Below are 20518 nucleotides of genomic sequence, written 5' to 3'. Positions count from 1 at the left end.
AGAATCACGACAAACAACTTAACGGCGGTAGCATTCTGGACACTTATCGATACGCTGCGCGACAAGAATCGCATGCCGAAACAAAGGGAGGGACGGCATGGGTGACGAACCACGCGCGCAGATGGAGCAGCGCACGCCAAGAGGTCTGGACAATACCGATCGCACTCTGATCGCACTGCTGCAAGTCGACGGGCGGGCCTCGTTCACGGCCTTGGCCAAGGCCGTCGGGCTGTCGGAGGGCGCCGTGCGGCAGCGGGTACAGCGGCTGCTGCGGGACGAGACGATGCAGATCGTCGCGGTCACGGATCCGGCGAACGTCGGGCTCGGCCGTCAGGCGATGGTCGGGATCAAGGTCCAAGGCGATCCGCGGGCGGTCTCCGACCAGCTCTCCGGAATGCCGGACATCCACTACGTCGTCCTCACCGCGGGAGGTTACGACCTGCTCGCCGAGGTCGCCTGCCGGGACGACGAACACCTCTTGAGTGTGCTGAACGACGACATCCGGCCCATCCCGGGTGTCGTCAGCACGGAGACACTGGTCTACCTGAAACTCGCGAAACAGACCTACGCCTGGGGCAACCTCACGCGGTAGACCTTGTCCGGTCGTGAGTGTTTTGGGTCGCCGGAACGCCCCAAAACACTCACGACACTTCGAAACCCGCTAGACGCAGTGCAGGAACGCGTCGGGAGTCCGCCGCCTGGAATCAAGACCGCGGAGGACTTTCGGCAGCGTCCCGCTGTACAGGACCCCGAGCCGCTGCGTCGCCCGCGTCAGCGCGACGTACAGTTCCGCCTCACCGCTCGGGCCTTCGGCGAGGATCCGCTCCGGCTCGACCACCAGGACGGCGTCGTACTCCAGCCCTTTGGTCGCGGAGGGCGCGATCGCACCGGGCACTCCCGGCGGCCCGATGACGACCGACGTCCCCTCGCGACCCGATTCCACGCGGGTGAACTCGGCGACGGCGTCTTCGATGTCCATTTCGGACAGCCGACGCGCCCACGGCCGAACACCGCACGAACGCACCGAGTCCGGGGGAACGGCGCCTCCCGCGAAACTCGCCAGCAGTGAAGCCGCCACCGCCATGATCTCCGAGGGCGTCCGGTAGTTGACGGTCAGCTTCCGGTACACCCAGCGATCGGCGACGTACCGGGAGAGCATCGAGTCCCACGACCGCGCGCCCGACGGCGACCGCCGTTGCGCGAGATCGCCGACGACGGTGAACGAACGGCTGGGACAACGCCGCATCAGCACCCGCCAGTCCATTTCGGACAGTTCCTGTGCTTCGTCGACCACGACGTGGCCGTAGGTCCATTCCCGGTCGGCGGCGGCGCGTTCGGCCAGCTCTCGCTCGTCTCGTTCGGCGAACCGGTCCGCCAGCTCCTCCGCCATCAGCACGTCCGTCGGCCGGAGCGCGAACTCGTAGTCGTCGTGGTCCTCTTCCACCTCGACGATTTCCAGCACCCGCTCGGCGTATTCCTTCCGCGCCAGACGCTGCCGTTCCGCCGCCCGGCGTTCGGCGGTGCGGTCGACGCCGAGGAGTTCGACGGCTTCGTCAAGCAACGGCACGTCGGACACCGTCCACGCGTCCGCGTCCTCGCGGAACAGCGCCAGGCCGGCCCCGGCCGCCCGCAACCGCTCCGGTGAGGCGTAGAGGTCGGCGAGCAGCCGCTGCGGCGTCAGTGACGGCCAGAGTCGATCGAGCACCGCGCGGAGCCCCTCGCTGGCCTCCAGGTCGCGCCGGGCGTTCCGCAGCAGCTCCGGACGCGTGTGCTCGTCGTCGGACGGCAACCAGCCCGCGCCGAGCCGGTCGACCGCGCGCGTGGCGAGCGCGGCGATCACCTCCCGTTCGAAGACGGCCTTCGCCTCGTTGTGCAGCAGGCCGCTTTCCCTGGCGACCTCGCGCGCGGCGGCCGCGACCTCGGCGTCCAGCGGCACGGTGACGTCGTCGAGTTCGATGGACTCCGCCTCGACGGGGAGTTCCTGCCGGTCCGCCACCGCCGCCGCGAGCACGTCCAGGATCGCCAGTGAGCCCTTGAGCCGCTGCACCGGCGGCGGATCCTCGCGTTCGGTGCGCAGGCCGGCGACGAGGTCACCGGGCGTCGCGAAGACGGCGCTGGTCTCGCCGAGCGACGGCAGGACATGGCCGATGTGGTCGAGGAAACCGCTGCTGGGCCCGACCACGAGCACGCCGCGCCGTTCCATGCGCTCCCGTTTCGTGTACAGCAGGTACGCCACCCGATGCAGCGCCACCGCCGTCTTCCCCGTGCCCGGACCGCCTTCCACGACGACGACACCCGCGTGCTCCAGCCGGATGATCTCGTCCTGCTCGGCCTGGATCGTCGCGACGATGTCCCGCATCCCTTCGCCGCGCGGCGCGTTGACCGCGGCCAGCAGTGCGGCGTCGCCGCGTTCCCCCGTCGATTCCGGACGGCCGAAGACCTCGTCGGTGAAGTCGAGGACGTCACGGCCGAGGGTGCGGAATTGACGGCGCCGAGCCATTCCTTCCGGGGACGCCCCCGTCGCGCAGTAAAACGCGCGGGACGCCGGCGCCCGCCAATCGAGCACCAAGGGTTCGTAGTCGTTCTCTTCGTCGAAAAGACCGATCCGGCCGACGTACGAACGTTCTCCCGAAAGGGCGTCCAACCGGCCGAAACAAAGACCCTCGTCGGCGATCTTCAGCCTGGCCATCTCGCGCGCCTTGGCGCCGGCCGAGACCTCACGGTCGGAAAGCGCGAAGCCTTCTCCCCGCAGCGCAGCGGCATACGCCTCCTTCACCCGCGCGCGTTCGGCGTCCAGCCGCCGGTAGAGCGACGCGACGTACTGCCGTTCGGATCGCAATTCCTCGTCGTACCCCTGATTTGACAAGTTCCCCTCACAGCGGTTAGACTGGCAACACATTCGGCGCGTCGATCGGTAATTCTGATTCGGGCGCCGATTTTTTATTGTCCACCGCTTGTCAAGAGGGACCCGGTATTCCCCGGGAAACGATCGTGCGCGATAATGGGGACGAACATCCGCCATTACCGCGCACGATCCGCTCAGCCGAGCATGAACTCGCGGGGGTCCAGCGCCCGCCCGACCACCCGGACGTCGCCGAGCCAGCCGTGGAACGCCTGCTCGACGATCGAGTCGTAGGCGTAGGCGCCGATCAGCCACGAGCCACCGGGGTTCGCGATCCCCGCGGCCGGCGTCTTCGGGTTCCGCAGCACCGGGCAGCCGTCGACGTAGAGCGTCGTCCGCCTGCCGTCGTTGACCGCCGCGACGTGGATCCACTCCTCCAGCGTCAGTTCGTGCCCCCAGCAGGTCGAGATCCCGTTCTGGTTCACCGGGAACACCGCCCACTGGAACGCCGCACCGTCCGAAAGGGACAGTGTGGCCGAAGGCTCGCCGGGATCGTCGCCGGTCTTGCCTGCCTTACCGCCGGCGCCCTGCCTGCCGAAGATCGCGGCCCAGGCGTGCTTCCCGTCCTTGAAATCCGCGGGCAGCTTGACGAACGCCTCGACGGTGTAGCCGCGCGCGAACGTCTCCGCGTTCATCGGCGCGGAGTCCGCCGTGCGCAGATACCCGCCGCGAGCCGGTTTCTTGCCGCCCTCGAACCGCAGGCTCGACCTCGACGGCTGCCGTCCGGAGAACTCGCCGGAGAATCGCAACGCCTCGGGCGCGCTGTCGGGCAGGGTCACCCGGACCAGGTCGTTGCCCCGGCCCGAAAGGTCACGAATACCGTCTACGGGCGCGCCGTCCCGGCCTTCGAACCGCCAATAGGCCACGGTCCCGCGGATCAGTTGCCGTTCGGCCGGCCGCGCGGGCGGCACCGGAACCGGCGCGAACCCGGCGAACCTCGTCTCGAAGTCGATCTCCAGGCTGAAGTAGTCCGCCGGACCGGTGCGTTCGATCTCCCGCCGTTGCAGCTCGTTCAGCCGCGGCGCCTGGTCCGCCAGCCACGGCGAGACGGTGCGGACGTCGATCACGTTCCGCGCCAGGTCGAACCGGTAGAGCCGGATCATCGCGCTGCCGCCGTAGTAGCGGTCCTGGTAGTTCGTGATGTGCAGATGGACGTCGTGGCCCGCGTGGTTCCGCCTGACCGCGCGTCCCGGCGGCCAGAAGTGCCCGTTGAGTGTCAGGAAGATCTGGTCGTTCCCGGCGATCAGCTCGTCCCACACCTTCTGCCCGAACTCCGAGAACCGCGCCTGTCCGGCCTCGTCGGCCCATACCAATTCATGGATGGTCAGGATGGCCGGGAGCCGCGGATTCCGCGCGAGCACCGAGCGTGCCCATTCCAGCCCGCCCGCCGACGGCCGCCAGTCGAGCGCGAGCAGCAGCCACTCACGTCCGCCCGCACGGAAGACGTGGTGGCTGTTGTAGCCGTCCGGGCTCGCGCCGCGGAAGGTCCGCGAACCCCGCTGCCGGTGCGGCCCGAACGCGTCCAGGTACGGCGTGCGGCCGCGCTGGTCGTCGGTGGAGGACTTGATGTCGTGGTTGCCCGCCAGCGTGCTGTACGGGAAGCGGCGCCGGTCCAGGTGCTGGAACGAGCGGCTGATCTGCTCGAACTCGCCGGGCCGCCCGTTCTCGGTGAGGTCGCCGAGATGCGCCAGGAAGACGATGTTCTCGTCGCCGCCGGTGACGTACCGCAGGGTGGCGTCCAACGGCGCGGGGTCACCGCGGTCGGCGTCGAAGAGGTACTGGGTGTCGGGCAGCACCGCGAGGGTGAAGCGGCCGTCTTCGAAGTCCGGGCCGTGATGGCCGAAGGTCGCCGAAGCCGCGGGTGCACCTAGCGCGGGTAACGCGGAGACCGCCGCGCCGGCGCCGAGCAGGCCCGCGCCGCGCAGGAAGGTCCGTCTGGATGAGTCGTTCACGGCCGCAACCTACGGTCGCGGAGGCAACGCGTCCGCCAACCGCGGATGAACACTTGCCCCGCTCGGTAGCTTCGTCCCATGGGGAACGTCAAACGCTGGCCCGTGCTCGCCGGGGTCGGTGTGGTGGTGGCCGCGGCAGGCTGGTGGATCGTGGACGAGATGCCGTCGGTGGACGACGCCGTCGCGAGGGAGGCGCTGCCCGGAATCGACGAGCATCTGCGCGCGTTCGCCGGTTCCCGGGACGCGGGAATCCGCTGGGTGTGCACGCAGAAGGTGATCGAGACCAGGCCGGACGGCGACCTCGTCAAGATCGGCCTGGTAGCGAGCTGCGACGAGGTCGCGAAAGAGGGCGACGGTCTCGTCACGCACGGCGGATTCCGGCGGCAGCCGATGGTCTACCGCGTGGAGCGGACGCCCGGCGGATACCGCGTGCTCGACCGGCGGGTCGCGAAGGACGGGGCGGGCTACTCGCCTTCGGTCAAGGAGATGTTCTCGTGGGTCGGCGCCCGCCGGGTGCTCGGCGGCGCGAGCCCGGACGACCCGAAGTCCGTGTCCGCCGCCGCGTTCGGCCTGCCCGAAAGCACCCCGGTGCGCACGGGCCGGTGATCAGTCGCCGTTGCGGTCGATCTTCTTCGGCACCACGAACCACATGACGACGAACAGCACCACCGTCACCACTCCGAGGATCGTCATCGCGATCGGGCCGAAGACGACCTTGGCGATGAGCGCGACGGTCGTCGTGATGGCGGCCGCGAGACAGCCGAGCCCGACCAGGACGGAACGGTTGCCGACGGTGAGGATCCGCTCACGGTTCCCGGTGCGGAACAGCAGCCGGTGCCACGCGGCGGGCGCCGTCAGCAGCACCGTCGAACAGACCGTGAGCAGGACCGCCGTCAGGTGGACGGATTTCTCGAACCCGCTCGCACCGTGGAACTCGTCGGTGAACACCACCGTGAGCAGGAAACCGAAGAGGATCTGGACACCGGCCTGCGCGACCCGCAGCTCCTGCAGGAGCTCACTGACGTTGCGGGTCAGGCGTTCGTTCTTCGTCTCGCCGGTGTGCTCGACCATTCAGCGGCTCCAGGACCATCGGTTGACGCCTGACCTTTTCGTGCCAGCCGAGCGACGTCACTGACACGACCACAACGGCGAGGCCCAGCCACTGAGTACCCGACAAATCGGCGTTCAAGCACAATACGCCGATGACCGCGGCCGTGACGGGGAACGCCAGCTCGGCCAGCGTCGCCCTGGCCGCGGGCGTCGACCGCAGGCCCACGTAATACAGGCTCAGCGCCAGCAGGCCGGGGACCAGCGCGAGCAGAGCGAGTCCGAGCGCGTTGTCCCAGCCGACCGCGAACTGACCGCCCTGGTACGCCACGATCCCCGCCGCGACCGGGAGCCCGACCGTGAAGCGCAGCGTGGTGACCTCCTTCGGCGCCAGTTCGGTGGAGAGCAGTCGTCCGAGCACCGTGCCCGCCGCCCACAACGCGGCCGCGCCGATCGCCAGCAGCGCCGCCTTCGCCGCGGCGACCTGGATGTTCAGCGGATCCTTGAAGGCCAGCAGCCAGGCACCGAGCAGCGCCGGGATCGCGAACAAGGCGTACCCCGGACGGACCCGCTCACGGAGCACGAAATACGCCGCCAGCACGGCGAACACCGGCTGGAGCTTCTGCAGCACCAACGGCGTCACGGGGTCGCCCAGTTTGAAGGCCGCGGTGAACATCGCCGTCGCGAGCGCGGAAGACCCGCCGCCGATGGCGAGCACGGCCAGCCATTCCCGCGGGCCGGTCCGGCGCAGCGCCCGGACGGCGCCGGGAATGAAGGGGCTCAGCACGAGCACCACCAGCAAGTGCTCCCAGAAGACGACCGTGGCCGCCGGAAGCGCCTCGGCGAGCGGGAGGCGCAAAAGCCCGTCGGTACCCCAAAGAGCGGCGGCGACCGCGACCAGCCAGGTGCGATCCGGAGGATTTGTACTCACTTACCCTGCCCATAGTTCGAGAATGATCGCCCGACCGAGTGACCACTCTGGCGTGTCCGATTCATGCGGACTAGGCAAGGGGCATGCGCCCCGTCCCCGCACTCTCGCTTGTCCTGTCCGCGGCCGCACTGGCCCTGACCGCCGGCGCCGGACCGGCCACCGCCGTCCCCGGCTCCCGCGTCCACGTGATCACCGCCAAGAGCGGTCTCACGAGCTACAAACCCGAACTGGTGCCGCCCGGCGCCCGCGCGCACGTCTTCGGGTTGACGTCCAAGCATCTCGGCACCTCGACCGCGATCCTCGTGACCGGCCTGCTGCCGAACCGTGAATACGGTGCCCACGCCCACACGAAGCCGTGCGGCGCCACCGGCGACCTCGCCGGACCGCACTACCAGAACGTCGAAGACCCGGTGAAGCCGTCGGTGGACCCGGCCTACGCCAACCCCCGCAACGAGATCTGGCTCGACCTCACCACCGACGCCACCGGCCGCGGCGCCGCCGTGTCCAAAGTGGACTGGACGTTCACCGACCGGCGCGCGAACTCCATCGTGATCCACGAAACGCATACGCACACCCACCCGGGCCACGCCGGGACCGCGGGGGCCCGGCTGGCCTGCGTGACCGTCGGCTTCTAGAACCCCCAGGTCCGTTCGGGCCGGATCCTGATCCGGACGTGGTACTCCCGGTCGAATTTCGGGACGTCGTAGTCGATCGCCGGATAGTGCTTCTCGTACTTTTCGAGGAAGCCCGGCTGCTCCGACGCGAGACCGTCCGGCAGGATCTCGGCCTTGCCGCCGATCACCAGGATCGAGCCCCCGTGCTCGTCGCTGTTGAAGTGGAGGCTCACCTCGGGGTTGGCCTCGATGTGCCGGGTCTTCGCCGTGTCCGGCTGGCTGAAGACGATGAAGTCGTCACCGTCGAGCACGAACCACACCGGGCGGGGCGAAGGGCGTCCCTTCGGGCTGATCGTGGTCAGCCAGGCGACGTTCTCCTTCGCCCGCTCGGCGAGCCGTGGGTCGGGTCGGTAGCTCATGAACCGACCAACCACGACCCGGCGGCATTTCTTCCTCGTCCGCTCAGCGGGACGCGACGAGTTTCGCGTACCGCGTCCCGGCGCCGAGCAGCACCAGGCCGGCGATGAGGAAGGCGGCGACCCTGGCCAGGCCGTCCAGCGCGGCGAGGTCGAACAGCACCAGCTTCAGCACCGCCGCGCCGACCAGCACGAAGCCGATCACCCGCAGGTTGACCGCGGAGATGCCGCGGACGAGCAGCACGAGCGCGGCGACCGTCCAGGACACCGTGATCACCACGTGGCCGACCAGGAACCCCGAGCGGCCGGGAACGGCCAGCATCGCGCCGCACAGCACCATCGCGCCCGCGCCGTAGAGCCCGCAGACCCCGGCGAAGAGCCACGGCACCACGTTCTCCGCCGCGGCCTTGAACAGCCCGAGCCGGTGCGCGACCCACGGAAGCGTGATCGAGACGGCCAGGATGGCGAGGGCCACCAGGAAGGCGGCGGCGAGGTCGGCGTCCGGACGGTTCCGGATCAGGAAGAAGAGCGTCGGCGGGACGTCGAAGACCAGCGCGATCATGCCGCCGATGACAGTGAAGCCCAGCCCGCCGAAGAGCGCCACGTGCTTCTTCGTCCACAGCGCGACCAGTGCCAGCAAGACCCCTTCGCCGATGAGGATCGCCGAACGGGCACTGCCGTCGAACAGCGTCATCGTCGTCTGGAGAGCCGCGACCAGCCCGGCGGCGCCCGCGAGGTCACCCGTCCAGCCGTCGAGCCACTGTCCGGCCGCCCACACCGCGAGCAGCACCAGCGCGACCGAAGCCGTGACGAGCACGGCCGGGGTCTTCGGCAGGAACAACGCGGCGAGCAGCGAAGGCGCGGGGGCGACGGCGAGCAGGGCGAGCGCGGCGGCGTCCCCCGGCCGCTTGGCGGTGACGATCAGGGCCAGCGCGAGTCCCACGCCTCCCGCGGCCAGCGCGGCGGCGGTGTTGGCCGTGCTGCCGCCGAGACCGGCGAACGCCGTGCTGAAGACCGACGCGACCAGCGGCGGGATCCCGGCCGCGACCGCGACCGACGGCCACGACTGGCGCAGCTGCACCGGCGTCGAAGCGACCTGGACCACGAGCAGGAACGCGACCAGCTGCGGGGTGAAACCCTGCGTGATGATCGGCGCGCAGACCACGCAGCCGAGCACGACGGCCGTCGCGAGCAGCGACGACTTCCACCGCACGGCCAGCAGCAACCCGCCGACCGCGATCAGGAGCCCGATCGCGAGACCGGCGTAGGACGGCAGGTACTCGTACATCGTCGTCGCGGCGATGGCGTCGAGGTACAGCGCGCCGATCCCGGTCGCGGCGAGCGCGAACGCGCCCGTGCGGCCGGCCGGCGTGCGGTGCAGGCGAAGCCCGATCCCGACCAGCGCCGCGCCGAGCACGGCACCGCCGATCACCCGCGGCAACGGGCCGAACCAGCCACGCTGGATCGCGAGCACGAGGAACAGCACGATGCCGAGCAACGTGACCGCGCCGCCGATCCAGGCCAGCAGTCTGCTGCCGGCGCCTTCCTTGCCCAGCTTCTCGGCGAGCGACACCTTCGGGGCAGGCTGGTACGGGCGGTAGGGCTGCTGATACTGCTGGCGGTACTGCTGCTGCCATTGCGCGTACTGGGCCTGCTGGTACTGAGCCTGCTGGTATTGCTGCTGGTAGTGGGCGTACTGCGGGTGCTGCTGGTACGGAGGGTGAGGGTACGGCTGCTGCGGGGCCTGCTGGGCCTGGGGCTGCTCGGCTTGCGGCTGCGGTTTCTGCTGGGCCTCGGGCTGCTCGGCTTGCGGCTGCTGCGCCTCTTCGGCCTGCTTTTGGGGCGCCTGCTCAGGCGCCTCTTCGTGCTGCGGCCCCGCCGCGGACTGGACGGTCCGCAGCTCCGTGCCGACCCGCGCGAGGCGGGCCCCAAGGTCGTCGATCTCCCCGGCGAGCCTGAGGAGCACATCCCCATCGGTGGTCATGGCGATCAGCATGCGGCCTGAGGACCCCGGATGGATCCGTAGCACTACTCAATCGTGATGACGATGTGGTCGCGACCTGCGAGATCATCGCGATCGGGCCCACACCCGGAGGGCTCGCAGAAGGTCGATGTACCGGAAGCCCGGCCAGTTGGCGTCGCAGAAGTACAGCTGGGAATCCTTCGCCTGCCAAAGCAGGAATCCGGACAGCCGGACCTCGCCGCTGGTCCGGATGATCAGGTCCGGATCGGGACTGCCCACTGTGTACAGATGCGCGGAAAGGGCGTCCACGGAAACGGACTCCGCGATCTCCACCAGGGGCTTGCCGTCCGCGGCCCCTTCGAGCACGAGATCGCGTACGGCGTCGACGATCTCCTCGCGGCTTCCGTACCCGATGGCGAGAGTCAGCTCAGGCCCCGTCGCACCGCGAGTGTCCTCTTCGGCCTGCTTCAGCACTTCGGCCGTGGACGACGGCAGCATGTCGAGACGCCCCACGGGAACGACACGCCAGTTCGCACCCGGCGCGGTGAGCCGGTCACGGACGACGTCCTCGATCACCTGCATCAAGAAGGCCATCTCCGGCGACGCGCGCTTCGTCAGGTTGTCGACCGAAGCGAGGTACACCGTCACGTGCCCGATACCGAGGCCTTCGCACCACGTCATCAACCGGGCGATGTGACGGGCGCCGTGCCGATGCCCCTCACGGACGTCCTCGAACCCCATCGCACGGGCCCAGCGACGATTGCCGTCGATGATCACGCCGACGTGCCGCGGCAGCGGGCCTCGGCGGAGGCGGGCGCGGAGCCGTCGGGCGTAGAGGTCGTCGAGTCTGGTCCGGACGCTCATGGAGGCGAAGCTACCGAAATCGGGGGTCGGCGCGCTGAACGCTCATGAGCTACGCTGGACGCGGAGTGTGACGCCGTGGGCATCACACGAGTCGCAGGGCCAGGTGCACCCGGGGAATACCGGGACCCTGGCCTTACGCATATCCGGGATCAGGCACGTGTGTCGACCTCCAGCTCGATCGCACACGTGGCCAGTTGGTCGGCGTAGTCGGGGAATCCTTGTCTTCGAGCGCGGACAGCCCCGGCGACGATGTCCGGAATCCACAACAGCGGCTCGTCCGCGCCACGAACGTGCCGACCCGGGCGTCAAGTTGGGCTGTGCGGCCTTCAGCGACCAAAAGGCCGACGTCGAGTAGGTGCAACTCCATCACCAGTCGCTGCATACACAGGGAACGGCCACGTTCCTGGCGTCGCACCGGCACCGGAGTACCCACCGCCACCAGGTGCAGTTCCTCGAAGTCGGCGACCTGTTTGACGACCCCTCGCTTCTGAGCATCGGCCAAGACGTTCCAGTGCAGCTTCCCCGTGCGTTCGGCCCTCATGTCCAGCATGGCCTTGCGCAGTTCGGCATGCCGTTCGACGGGCAGGACCGCGGCCGCGAGTACGTAGAAACCACCGTCGTCGTCTTCCCTGAACGATTCGTCGGCGAAGGCCTGCAGCACGGACATCCGCCGAGCCTAGGGATTCCCGCCCGGCTCGATAGGTACGGTCCGGCGCCCGGATTCGCGTTGCCGCAAGACCGCGCGGATCGTGTGAACACTCGGCCACCGTGTGGATTTTGGGACATCTGACGTCCCAAAATCCACACAGTCACGGCACGGGCTCACCGACGGCCTGTCGAGCTCTACTCCGAAGGCGTTCGCACAGTGCACTTCGACGACCTCCACTTTCCCGGGCTGACCGTGTGGAGAGACGAAGACGTGGCAGTCGAGAACGAGAAGTACCGCTTCCACCGTCTGCGCATCGAGCTGAGATCGCCGAAACACACGGGCGTGGTCGTCGCCGGCCGCTTGACCTATATCGACGGGACCTACCCCGACGGGCAGATGAAGTGGACCGTTATCGCCCCTCGCGGCGAGGAGATCGGCCACGGTGACCAGCCCACCTGCGAGTGACAGACACCACAGGCGACAATGGAGACGTGACAGCCACCCTGCGCAAGCCCAGCCTGAAGATCGGCCCCTACGAGGTCGATCCGCCGGTCGTGCTCGCTCCCATGGCGGGCATCACGAACGTCGCGTTCCGGCAGCTGTGCCAGGAGTACGGCGCCGGCATCTACGTCTGCGAGATGATCACCGCCCGCGCGGTGGTCGAGCGCCACCCCGGCACGATGCACATGATGACCTTCGGCGAGAACGAAAAGCCCAGGTCCATGCAGCTTTACGGGGTCGACCCCAAGACCATGGCCGAGGCCGTCCGCATCATCACCGGCGAGGGGCTCGCCGACCACATCGACAGCAACTTCGGCTGCCCGGTGGCGAAGGTGACGCGCAAGGGCGGCGGCGCGGCGTTGCCGTTCAAGCGCAAGCTGTTCGCGGACATCGTGCGTGAGTCGGCGAAGGCCGCGGCCGAGGCGGGGGTGCCGTTCACGGTCAAGTTCCGGGTGGGCATCGACGACGACCACCTCACTTACCTCGACGCCGGGCGGATCGCCGAGGCGGAGGGCGCGGCGGCGGTCAGCCTGCACGCGCGCACCGCCGCGCAGCGTTACTCCGGACAGGCCGACTGGACGAAGATCGCGGCCCTCAAGGAAGCGGTCACCAGCATTCCGGTGCTCGGCAACGGCGACATCTTCTCCGCCGAGGACGCGTTGCGCATGGTCGACGAGACCGGCTGCGACGGTGTCGTGGTCGGCCGCGGTTGCCTGGGCAGGCCGTGGCTGTTCGGCGAACTGGAAGCCGCCTTCGCCGGGCGCCCGCAGCCGACGCCGCCGAACCTCGGTGAGGTCGCGAAGGTGCTGCGCCGCCACACGGAACTGCTCGTCGAGCACGACGGCCACGACAAGGCCATGCGCGACATCCGCAAGCACATGGCTTGGTACTTCATGGGTTTCCCGGTCGGCTCCGAGCTTCGCCGCGGCTTCGCGATGTTGTCCAGCATGGACCAGCTCGACGATCTCATCGCCAAGCTCGACCACGACGCGCCCTTCCCCAGCGCGGCCACCGGGCCGCGCGGGCGGCAGGGTTCGCCGGGCAAGGTCACGCTGCCGCACGGCTGGCTCGACGACCCGGACGACGACTGCGTCCCCGAGGCCGAGGACATGCACTCGGGGGGCTGAAACGAAAAACGCTCCCGCCGGTCGGACCGGCGGGAGCGTTTTCTTTCACGACTCAGGTGCCCCTGGTCTTGTAGGCGAACTTCCACTGGCCGGTGTCGACCTCGAAACACCGCATGGTGATCGTGTAGTACCGGGCCATGTTGCTCTGCTCGATCTGGCAACTGTTCAGGCTGGAATACGGCCCGAGCTGACAGCCAGGATTCCCGTCACAGACCCCGGCGACCGAGACCGGTGCCTCTTCGGCCACCGCGACATTCGCCGCGGTGATACCGATGCCGCCCGCGAGCGCGACTGAAGCGGCGCCGACGGCGAGCCGGCGCCTCCAATTGTTCGACATGTGTTACCCCAGTTTCCCCAGTGCGGCCGGGCATCGACCGCCGCGTTATTAGACGATCAAGGAACCCTCCTCGTCAATCCCTTGCCGCCTGCCGGAAACCGGAGGCCCGTAAAGTCGGCGTCGTGATCGAGCAGCTGAGCATCCCCACCGCGGCCGGTTCCTTCGACGCCATCGCGGCGGGCCCCGAAGACGGCCGCCCTGTCCTGCTGCTGCACGGGTTTCCCGAAGCCGCGGTGGAATGGGAGCACCAGGTCGCGACGCTCGGCGTGCTCGGCTATCGCGCGGTGGCCCCGGATCAGCGCGGCTACTCCCCGGACGTCCGGCCGGAACAGGCGTCCGAGTACGGGATCGACGACCTCGTCGGCGACGTCATCGCGATCGCGGATCGCTTGGGGTGGAAAGAATTCGATCTTGTCGGACACGACTGGGGCGGCGCTGTCGCGTGGTGGACGGCCGACGCGCATCCGGGCAGGCTCCGGAGTCTCGCCGTGATTTCGACGCCGCATCCGGCGGCGCTGGCGGAGGCCATGAAGACCGACGAGGACCAGCATCTCCGGTCGGCGTACATGACCGAATGGCGGCAGACCCGGGTCACCGAACGGCGGATGCTCGAGAACAACGCCGACGCGCTGCGCCGCATGTTCGACTGGAAGGTGTCGCCGAGCAAGGTCGACGAGTACGTCCGGCGTCTGTCCGAACCGGGCGCGCTGACCGCCGCGCTCAACTGGTACCGCGCCGGCCGCCCCGGTGGGAAGATCGGCCCGATCGAGGTGCCGACGCTCTACATCTGGAGCACCGAGGACGCCGCCTTCGGCTCGACGGCCGCGCTCGACACCGCGAACCGGGTCACCGGCCCGTACCGCTTCGAGATGATCGAGGACGTCTCGCATTGGGTGGTGGAAGAGGCGCCCGAGGCCGTCACTTCTTTGCTCGTGGAGCACCTTTCGTCCCACTAACAGGGGTAACTCTGGTCGCGGTACCGGTTACAGCGAGCCTGCTGGTTCAGTGGGGCCGGTGAACAACATGACCGAAGTGGACACCGAACGCATCGTCTACGTCACCGAGGACGGTGAGCCGACCGGCGAAACAGCGCCCAAACTGGCCGCCCACCACGAGAACACCCGGCTGCATCTGGCCTTCTCCTGCTATCTGTTGCGCAGCAGCGACCAGGCCCTGCTGATCACCAGCCGCGCCGCCACCAAGAAGGTGTGGCCGAGGGTGTGGACCAACAGTGTCTGCGGGCATCCCGCACCGGGTGAACCGATCGAGGAGGCCGTCCGGCGCCGGGCCGCCTTCGAACTCGGCTTGTCCCGGCTGAACGGGCTCAGGTGTGTCCTCCCTTCCTATCGCTACTCGACGCCACCGTTCGAAGGCGTGGTCGAGAACGAGTTCTGCCCGGTCTTCGTCGCCTGGGTCGACGAAGATCCGGAACCGCATCCGGACGAGGTCGGCGACTGGCGCTGGCTGAGCTGGAATGATTACGCACTGTTGCTGAATGACGATGTGACTGACGTGAGTTACTGGGCGAAAGATCAGTTTTCGCAGCTCAAAGACGCGGAGCCGTTTTCGTCCTTACAGAACGGCACTCCGGTGCGTGACAATGACGCCGAGCCGTCGTCCTCTTGAGCGATATTCGCTTTGGCCCGTACTCATACCTCAAGAGATCCCTCCTATACGACGAAAACCAATTCGTGGCGGAGGTGAGCGTGGCAGCCGACGACGAGGCCGCGCTCCCATCGGGCGCGCCGACCACCGATCTGCTCACTTTGCATGAGTCGATCGCGCGAGTCCTCGCTACACAGGGTGATTGGCGCCGCGCGTACCACCACCTCAAATCCGCTTTGGACCTCGCCAGGGCAGGCAGCCTGCGGGACACCCTGACGTCCAGTTACAACCGCCGCTACCTCGATCAGTGGCTCCACGGCCCAGCCGTCGACCACCGCGGCCCGCCCGGCGTCGCCATCGCCTTGGTCGACCTCGACCTGTTCAAGGACGTCAACGACACTTTCGGGCATCTGGTCGGCGACCGCGTGCTCCGCGAGGTGGCCGACCTCCTGCAGCAGGGGCTCCCGCCGGAGGCGTTCTGCGCCCGCTACGGCGGCGAGGAGTTCGCGCTCGTCATCCCCGACGTCGACGCCGCCCGCGCCGTGCGCATCGCCGACACCGCCCGTATCCGGGTGGCCCGCCATCCGTGGCGCCGGATCCGTCCCGGCCTCGCCGTGACGATCAGCGTGGGACTCGCGCACGAAAGCCGCGCGGAACCGGATATCGCGGCGGAACCGGAACGGCAGTTGCGCAGCGCCGACGCTTTGTTGTATATGGCGAAACGGGCCGGGCGAAACAAAGTGGCCTATCAGGACGAAGAATCATCACGGACGATTCCGCAGCCGCTGAACGCGGCCGAGTCGGCCGGCGCCTAGCCACTCACTGGCCACTCGCCGCCACTCACACAGTAAGCGTCGCACTCTGCGTAGTGGTTTCGCACCTTTTAACGCAGCTTTAACCACGACCGCTCACCCGATCGCATGGACCGTTCGGCGCTTCTCGGTACCTTGAGTGAAGAAAATTCCGGGATGGTTGTCGTCACGAACCCGAGGTGTCCGTACGATAACGAAAGAGCTTCGACGAGTCGTGAAAGGAGACCGAGTGCCCGACGAGCACCACAACCCGGGGACCGGTCGCCACAGTCACACCGACAGAAGCGCCGGTGAGCGCGGCCGCAGGGCACGGCGACGCTCGATGGACACCCACGGCGGGATCAGCGTTTCCGACGTCGTCGCACGTCACACCGGTGAACGCCCGGTCTTCGATCCCACCGCCGAGGCGCCCGCTCCACGCCGACTCCGGCAGAGCGAACCGGCGTCCGAGCCTCCGAGACCCGGTGCTCGCGCCGCCCGGACGGAGCCGCCCGCGCCGCGTCGTCCGGCTGCTCCCGTCGAAAACCCGGCGCCCGCGCCTCGCGCGGCCAAACCCGCCACGCCGCGGGCACAGATGCCACCGCGGAACCCGCAACCGGCCGAGACCCCGCGTCCGCCTCGTGCGCGCCAGCCGCGCCGCACCTCACAGGCCGCGCCCAGCCCCGAAGCGCCGACTCAGCGCCGTCCGCCGTTGGTGAACCCGGGCGCGCAGCAGCAGCCCGCGGCACCGCCGTCCCCGCGTCGTCCCCGCCGCCCGGTGCAGCGGCCGGTGCAGCAGGTGCCGGTCCCGCCGAGGTCCGAGATGGACCGGCTCACGATGACCGACGAGCTCGAGGCGATCGACGACGCGACGATCACCAAGCGCAAGATCGACCACACGCTGGCCCGGTTCTCCGCCGCGCACGACGAACTCGAGGCCGAAGAGGCCAAGAAACGCGAGCGCCGCGAACGGCTCGCCGCCCGCCCCGCCGCGCTGCTGGAGCAGACCCGCACGGCACTGCAGCGGGTGGTCACGACCACCGATTCCGCACCCGCGGAAGCCGCCGAGGAATCGGCGCCGCAGACCCGTCTGCAGGAGAAGAAGGAACGCAAGACCAGGCAGACGGCCAAGGCGGGCCGGATCGCCGCCGCCGTGGTCGCCGCGCTCGTGTTCCTCTCCATCGGTTCGGCGTGGGGCGCCCAGACCTGGTTCGACGCGAAGTTCAACACCGTCGCTTCGCTCGACGAAGACTCGGCCGACATCCAGGACGCCGCCGGCCAGACCGGCGACGAGAACTTCCTGATGGTCGGTTCCGACAGTCGTGACGGCGCGGCCGCCGAAGACGGCGTCGGCGACGCCGACGGCACCCCGGGCGCCCGTTCGGACACGGTCATGATCGCGCACGTCCCCGCCGACCGGCAGCGGGTCGTCATGGTGTCCTTCCCGCGCGACCTCGAGATCAGCCGTCCCGAATGCAAGCGCTGGGACCCGGCGACGTCGTCGTACTCGGAAGAGTCCGCGCCGGCGCAGAAGATCGCGAAGCTGAACACCGCCTACGCGGTCGGCGGCCCGCAGTGCGTCACGAAGGTCATCCAGCAGATCACCGGCATGAAGATGAACCACTTCGTCGGGATCGACTTCAACGGCTTCAAATCCATGGTCGACGCCGTGCAGGGCGTCACCGTGTACAACGAGAAGCCGGTCGACGACACCACGCTCGGCATGATCATCCCGCAGGCGGGCGAGGTGCGGATCTCCGGCGACCAGGCGCTGAACTACGTCCGGGCGCGGCACGTCAAGGGCGACCCTACGTCGGACTACGGCCGGATCAAACGGCAGCAGGCCTTCCTCGGCGCGTTGCTGAAGACCGTGATGTCGAAGGAAGTCATCCTGGACACCGGCAAGCTCAGCGGGTTCATCGACGCGTTCGCCAAGGCCACCTTCGGCGAGAACCTCGGCATCAAGCAGATGATGACGTTGGCGAAGTCGATGCGCGGGATGGGATCGGACAAGGTCAAGTTCCTGACCGTGCCCACCACCGAAGAGGCGAACAAACGCGGCAACGAGGTGCTGGTCCAGAGCAAGGCGAAGGCCGTCTTCGACGCGCTGATCAACAACACCCCGCTGGAAGAGAAGGCGCCGGCGCCTCCCGCCGGCGAAACGGCGTCCACTCCGACCAGCTCCGCCAAGTCCGGCGGCGCCAAGAAGAGCAGCAGCTCAGGCTGAGGATCATTCGTTAGTCCGGGTTCACGTCGGGTTCACTCTGGGATGCGGCTTTTGACCCCAGTTCCGGCGTAGGGTTGGGCCATGCGTGAGGCTTACCATGTCGAACTCGAACAGCTCGCCGAGAACCTAGCGAGCATGTCACTCCAGGTCGCCGACGCGATGGAGCGGGCGACCCGGGCGTTGCTCGAGGTCGATCTCGGACTCGCCGAGCAGGTGATCAGCGACGACGCGAAGGTCGACGACGCGCGCGCCGAATGCGAGGAGCAGGCGTACGCGCTGCTGGCCCTGCAGGCACCCGTCGCGACCGACCTGCGGACCGTCCTCGCCGCGATCCACGCGGCGGAGAGCCTGGAGCGGATGGGCGATCTGGCCCTGCACGTGGCCAAGGCCGCGCGCCGCCGTCACCCGGATCCCGTGCTGCCCGACGAGGTGAAGGCCGACTTCGCCAAGATGGGCGAGGTCGGGGTGAACCTGGCCCGCCAGGTCGAGCAGGTCATCAAGTCCAAGGACGTCGAGGCCGCCCGCACGATCGAGTCGGACGACGACGAGGTCGACGAGATCCACAAGCACCTGTTCACGGTCATCATGGACCGGAACTGGGACCACGGCGTCGCCGCGGCGGTGGACGTCACGCTGCTGGGCCGCTTCTACGAGCGCTTCGCCGACCACGCCGTCTCGGTCGCGCGCCGGATGATCTTCGTGGTGACCGGCAAGATGCCCGGCTACGGACCCGACGAGCTGTAGGCACTTCGCTCTGGAGCCAAGGGGCCCTTCACCGCATCTCACGCGGTGAAGGGCCCCTTCGTCACGTCAGCGCCGGGCCTCACGTGGGTCGTGAGTGGCGATTCGGGTTCTAACCCGAATCGCCACTCACGACCACCCGACTCAGCCGAAGCGGCCCGAGATGTAGTCCTCGGTCGCCTTCTCGTCCGGGTTCGAGAAGATCTTCTCGGTGTCGTTCAGCTCCACCAGGCGCCCCGGCTGGCCGACGCCCGCCAGGTTGAAGAACGCGGTCTGGTCCGACACCCGCGCCGCCTGCTGCATGTTGTGCGTCACGATGACGATCGTGTACTCCTTCTTGAGCTCACCGATCAGGTCCTCGATGGCGAGCGTCGAGATCGGGTCGAGCGCGGAGCACGGCTCGTCCATCAGCAGCACGTCGGGCCGCACGGCGATCGCCCGCGCGATGCAGAGCCGCTGCTGCTGACCACCGGAGAGGCCGCCGCCCGGCTTGTTCAGCCGGTCCTTGACCTCGTTCCACAGGTTCGCGCCGCGCAGGGCGCGCTCGGCGACCTCGTCGAGCTCCTTCTTGCCCTTGGTGCCGCCCAGGCGCAGCCCGGCCACGACGTTGTCGCGGATGGACATCGTCGGGAACGGGTTGGGCCGCTGGAACACCATGCCGATCGTGCGGCGGACCTGCACCGGGTCGACCCCGGCGCCGTAGATGTCCTCGCCGTCGAGCAGCACCTCACCCTCGACGCGGGCGCCGGGGATGACCTCGTGCATGCGGTTCAGCGTGCGCAGGACGGTCGACTTGCCGCAGCCCGACGGGCCGATGAACGCGGTGACGTTCCGCGGCGGCACCGAGAGGGTGACGCCGTCCACGGCGTGGAATTTGCCGTAGTAGATGTCCACGTCTTTGACGTCGATTCGTTTGGCCATCTCAAACAGCTCACTTCTTCTTCGGGGCGACAAGACGGGCAAAGAGCATGGCGAGGAGGTTCACGATCGCGATGATCAGTACCAGGGTGAGCGCCGCACCCCAGATCCTGTCGAACGCGACGGTACCTTCGTCGAACGGGTTGCTGACCCGTTCGTTGTTCATCAGAAGCGGCAAAGCGGCCTGCTCGCCACCGAAGATGTCCCAGTTCACGTAGGCCGAGTAGCCCACGAGGACCAGCAGCGGCGCGGTCTCGCCCATGACCCGGGCGAGCGCCATCATGATGCCGCCGATGATGCCGGACAGCGCGGTCGGCAGGACGATCTTCATGATCGTCTTCCACTTCGGCACGCCGAGCGCGTAGGAGGCTTCGCGCAGGTCGTCCGGGACGATCCGCAGCATCTCCTCCGAGGAGCGCACGACCACCGGGATCATCAGCAGCACCAGGGCCAGCGACACGGCGAAACCGCTGCGCGGGAGGCCGAAGGTGGTGATCCACAGGGCGTAGACGAACAGCGCCGCGACGATCGAGGGGACACCGGAGAGGATGTCCACCATGAACGTGGTGATCTTCGCGAGTTTGCCGCGGCCGTATTCGACCAGGTAGATCGCGACCAGCATGCCGATCGGCACCGCGATGATCGCGCAGACCAGGCCCTGCAGCACCGAGCCGATGACGGCGTGGGCCACGCCGCCGCCGACCTCGTCCGACAAAACCGAGCCGAAGTCCTCGGTCCACCAGTTGCTGTAGGGGATCCGCTTGACACCGTTGATGACCACGGTGGCGAGCAGCCACACCAGCGGCACGACGGCGATCAGGAACGACAGCCAGATCAGCGCCGTGGCGAAGCCGTTCTTGACCTTCCTGGCCATGCTGACCTGCTGGAAGGCGGGGGTGGTGGCGGGGGTCTTCTCGAGCGTGGTGGACATGC

The 20518-nt window shown here is 68.3% G+C and carries 21 protein-coding genes; 10 read left to right on the top strand and 11 right to left on the bottom strand.

From position 1 onward, the window contains the following. Positions 1-97: 97 nt before the first annotated feature. Entirely contained in the window at positions 98-592 is a 495-nt protein-coding gene (locus AC0685_RS04555; protein ID WP_016337981.1) for an Lrp/AsnC family transcriptional regulator, read from the top strand. A gap of 69 nt (positions 593-661) precedes the next feature. On the opposite strand, the gene helR is transcribed toward AC0685_RS04555, so the two are convergent. Together helR and AC0685_RS04545 are read right to left on the bottom strand one after the other, a co-directional pair. Continuing rightward, positions 662-2866, bottom strand: a complete 2205-nt coding sequence (gene helR / locus AC0685_RS04550) for an RNA polymerase recycling motor ATPase HelR (protein ID WP_478224274.1) — start codon at positions 2864-2866, stop codon at positions 662-664. Positions 2867-3039: 173 nt separating this feature from the next. Further along, entirely contained in the window at positions 3040-4854 is a 1815-nt protein-coding gene (locus AC0685_RS04545; RefSeq protein WP_478224273.1) for a LamG-like jellyroll fold domain-containing protein, read from the bottom strand. A 78-nt stretch (positions 4855-4932) separates the two neighbouring features. Here AC0685_RS04545 and AC0685_RS04540 point away from each other — a divergent pair, with 78 nt between their 5' ends. Then, the gene (locus AC0685_RS04540) at positions 4933-5460 is read left to right on the top strand and encodes a hypothetical protein (protein WP_478224272.1); all 528 of its coding nucleotides are present in this window, start codon (positions 4933-4935) and stop codon (positions 5458-5460) included. On the opposite strand, the gene AC0685_RS04535 is transcribed toward AC0685_RS04540, so the two are convergent. Continuing rightward, a complete protein-coding gene (locus AC0685_RS04535; RefSeq protein WP_478224271.1) occupies positions 5461-5925 on the bottom strand; it encodes a DUF6328 family protein in 465 nt (154 codons plus the stop codon). It lies immediately after the preceding gene. Beyond that, on the bottom strand, positions 5870-6832 hold the full coding sequence (locus AC0685_RS04530) for a DMT family transporter (protein ID WP_478224270.1): 963 nt from the start codon (positions 6830-6832) through the stop codon (positions 5870-5872). Before AC0685_RS04530 ends, AC0685_RS04535 begins: the two co-directional genes overlap by 56 nt. A gap of 83 nt (positions 6833-6915) precedes the next feature. Between AC0685_RS04530 and AC0685_RS04525 the strand changes: the two genes are divergently transcribed. Continuing rightward, a complete protein-coding gene (locus AC0685_RS04525) occupies positions 6916-7467 on the top strand; it encodes a superoxide dismutase (RefSeq protein WP_478224269.1) in 552 nt (183 codons plus the stop codon). Here the strand turns inward: AC0685_RS04525 and AC0685_RS04520 are convergent. From AC0685_RS04520 to AC0685_RS04505, 4 genes are all read right to left on the bottom strand, one after another. Then, positions 7464-7865, bottom strand: coding sequence for a TIGR03667 family PPOX class F420-dependent oxidoreductase (locus tag AC0685_RS04520; protein ID WP_478224268.1), 402 nt, complete (start codon positions 7863-7865; stop codon positions 7464-7466). The genes AC0685_RS04525 and AC0685_RS04520 overlap by 4 nt on opposite strands. Positions 7866-7908: 43 nt before the next feature. Continuing rightward, positions 7909-9858 carry a DUF2339 domain-containing protein gene (locus AC0685_RS04515; RefSeq protein ID WP_478224267.1) on the bottom strand — a complete coding sequence of 650 codons (1950 nt, stop codon included), beginning with the start codon at positions 9856-9858 and terminating at the stop codon, positions 7909-7911. 72 nt (positions 9859-9930) lie between these two features. Then, a complete protein-coding gene (gene uppS / locus AC0685_RS04510; protein ID WP_478224266.1) occupies positions 9931-10689 on the bottom strand; it encodes a polyprenyl diphosphate synthase in 759 nt (252 codons plus the stop codon). Between the two features lie 133 nt (positions 10690-10822). Further along, entirely contained in the window at positions 10823-11356 is a 534-nt protein-coding gene (locus tag AC0685_RS04505) for a hypothetical protein (RefSeq protein WP_478224265.1), read from the bottom strand. Positions 11357-11554: 198 nt separating this feature from the next. On the opposite strand from AC0685_RS04505, the gene AC0685_RS04500 reads away from it, so the two are divergent. After that, positions 11555-11803 (top strand): hypothetical protein, encoded by a 249-nt coding sequence (locus AC0685_RS04500; protein ID WP_478224264.1) that lies wholly within the window; start codon positions 11555-11557, stop codon positions 11801-11803. Between the two features lie 26 nt (positions 11804-11829). Continuing rightward, on the top strand, positions 11830-12966 hold the full coding sequence (gene dusB / locus AC0685_RS04495; RefSeq protein ID WP_478224263.1) for a tRNA dihydrouridine synthase DusB: 1137 nt from the start codon (positions 11830-11832) through the stop codon (positions 12964-12966). 52 nt (positions 12967-13018) lie between these two features. Here the strand turns inward: dusB and AC0685_RS04490 are convergent, their stop codons facing one another. Continuing rightward, positions 13019-13303, bottom strand: a complete 285-nt coding sequence (locus tag AC0685_RS04490; RefSeq protein ID WP_478224262.1) for a hypothetical protein — start codon at positions 13301-13303, stop codon at positions 13019-13021. A 122-nt stretch (positions 13304-13425) separates the two neighbouring features. Here AC0685_RS04490 and AC0685_RS04485 point away from each other — a divergent pair, with 122 nt between their 5' ends. From AC0685_RS04485 to phoU, 5 genes are all read left to right on the top strand, one after another. Continuing rightward, complete coding sequence (locus AC0685_RS04485; protein WP_478224261.1) at positions 13426-14259, top strand: alpha/beta fold hydrolase; 834 nt, start codon at positions 13426-13428, stop codon at positions 14257-14259. A 67-nt stretch (positions 14260-14326) separates the two neighbouring features. Then, positions 14327-14929 (top strand): isopentenyl-diphosphate Delta-isomerase, encoded by a 603-nt coding sequence (gene idi, locus AC0685_RS04480; protein WP_478224260.1) that lies wholly within the window; start codon positions 14327-14329, stop codon positions 14927-14929. Between the two features lie 65 nt (positions 14930-14994). Continuing rightward, a complete protein-coding gene (locus AC0685_RS04475) occupies positions 14995-15723 on the top strand; it encodes a GGDEF domain-containing protein (protein WP_478224259.1) in 729 nt (242 codons plus the stop codon). A 799-nt stretch (positions 15724-16522) separates the two neighbouring features. Further along, positions 16523-17926, top strand: coding sequence for an LCP family protein (locus AC0685_RS04470; RefSeq protein ID WP_478224463.1), 1404 nt, complete (start codon positions 16523-16525; stop codon positions 17924-17926). An 81-nt stretch (positions 17927-18007) separates the two neighbouring features. After that, positions 18008-18670 (top strand): phosphate signaling complex protein PhoU, encoded by a 663-nt coding sequence (phoU, locus tag AC0685_RS04465; RefSeq protein WP_034312635.1) that lies wholly within the window; start codon positions 18008-18010, stop codon positions 18668-18670. Between the two features lie 141 nt (positions 18671-18811). Here phoU and pstB read toward each other — a convergent pair whose 3' ends face one another. Both pstB and pstA read right to left on the bottom strand, forming a co-directional pair. Beyond that, positions 18812-19588 carry a phosphate ABC transporter ATP-binding protein PstB gene (gene pstB / locus AC0685_RS04460; protein WP_005152681.1) on the bottom strand — a complete coding sequence of 259 codons (777 nt, stop codon included), beginning with the start codon at positions 19586-19588 and terminating at the stop codon, positions 18812-18814. Positions 19589-19598: 10 nt separating this feature from the next. Continuing rightward, positions 19599-20516 carry a phosphate ABC transporter permease PstA gene (gene pstA, locus AC0685_RS04455; protein ID WP_478224258.1) on the bottom strand — a complete coding sequence of 306 codons (918 nt, stop codon included), beginning with the start codon at positions 20514-20516 and terminating at the stop codon, positions 19599-19601. Between the last annotated feature and the right edge of the window lie 2 nt (positions 20517-20518).

This window comes from Amycolatopsis sp. NPDC043889 (assembly GCF_056435645.1).
This window is presented reverse-complemented; position numbering and strand designations above follow the sequence as displayed.

Excerpts from the sequence above, each read along its gene's own strand:
- idi (WP_478224260.1), top strand. The coding sequence starts at position 14,327 with ATGACCGAAGTGGACACCGAACGCATCGTCTACGTCACCGAGGACGGT.
- AC0685_RS04525 (WP_478224269.1), top strand. The coding sequence starts at position 6,916 with ATGCGCCCCGTCCCCGCACTCTCGCTTGTCCTGTCCGCGGCCGCACTG.
- AC0685_RS04535 (WP_478224271.1), bottom strand. The coding sequence starts at position 5,925 with ATGGTCGAGCACACCGGCGAGACGAAGAACGAACGCCTGACCCGCAAC.
- AC0685_RS04520 (WP_478224268.1), bottom strand. The coding sequence starts at position 7,865 with ATGAGCTACCGACCCGACCCACGGCTCGCCGAGCGGGCGAAGGAGAAC.
- AC0685_RS04490 (WP_478224262.1), bottom strand. The coding sequence starts at position 13,303 with ATGTCGAACAATTGGAGGCGCCGGCTCGCCGTCGGCGCCGCTTCAGTC.
- pstA (WP_478224258.1), bottom strand. The coding sequence starts at position 20,516 with ATGTCCACCACGCTCGAGAAGACCCCCGCCACCACCCCCGCCTTCCAG.
- pstB (WP_005152681.1), bottom strand. The coding sequence starts at position 19,588 with ATGGCCAAACGAATCGACGTCAAAGACGTGGACATCTACTACGGCAAA.
- AC0685_RS04555 (WP_016337981.1), top strand. The coding sequence starts at position 98 with ATGGGTGACGAACCACGCGCGCAGATGGAGCAGCGCACGCCAAGAGGT.
- AC0685_RS04505 (WP_478224265.1), bottom strand. The coding sequence starts at position 11,356 with ATGTCCGTGCTGCAGGCCTTCGCCGACGAATCGTTCAGGGAAGACGAC.
- AC0685_RS04470 (WP_478224463.1), top strand. The coding sequence starts at position 16,523 with ATGGACCGGCTCACGATGACCGACGAGCTCGAGGCGATCGACGACGCG.
- AC0685_RS04540 (WP_478224272.1), top strand. The coding sequence starts at position 4,933 with ATGGGGAACGTCAAACGCTGGCCCGTGCTCGCCGGGGTCGGTGTGGTG.
- phoU (WP_034312635.1), top strand. The coding sequence starts at position 18,008 with ATGCGTGAGGCTTACCATGTCGAACTCGAACAGCTCGCCGAGAACCTA.
- uppS (WP_478224266.1), bottom strand. The coding sequence starts at position 10,689 with ATGAGCGTCCGGACCAGACTCGACGACCTCTACGCCCGACGGCTCCGC.
- AC0685_RS04515 (WP_478224267.1), bottom strand. The coding sequence starts at position 9,858 with ATGCTGATCGCCATGACCACCGATGGGGATGTGCTCCTCAGGCTCGCC.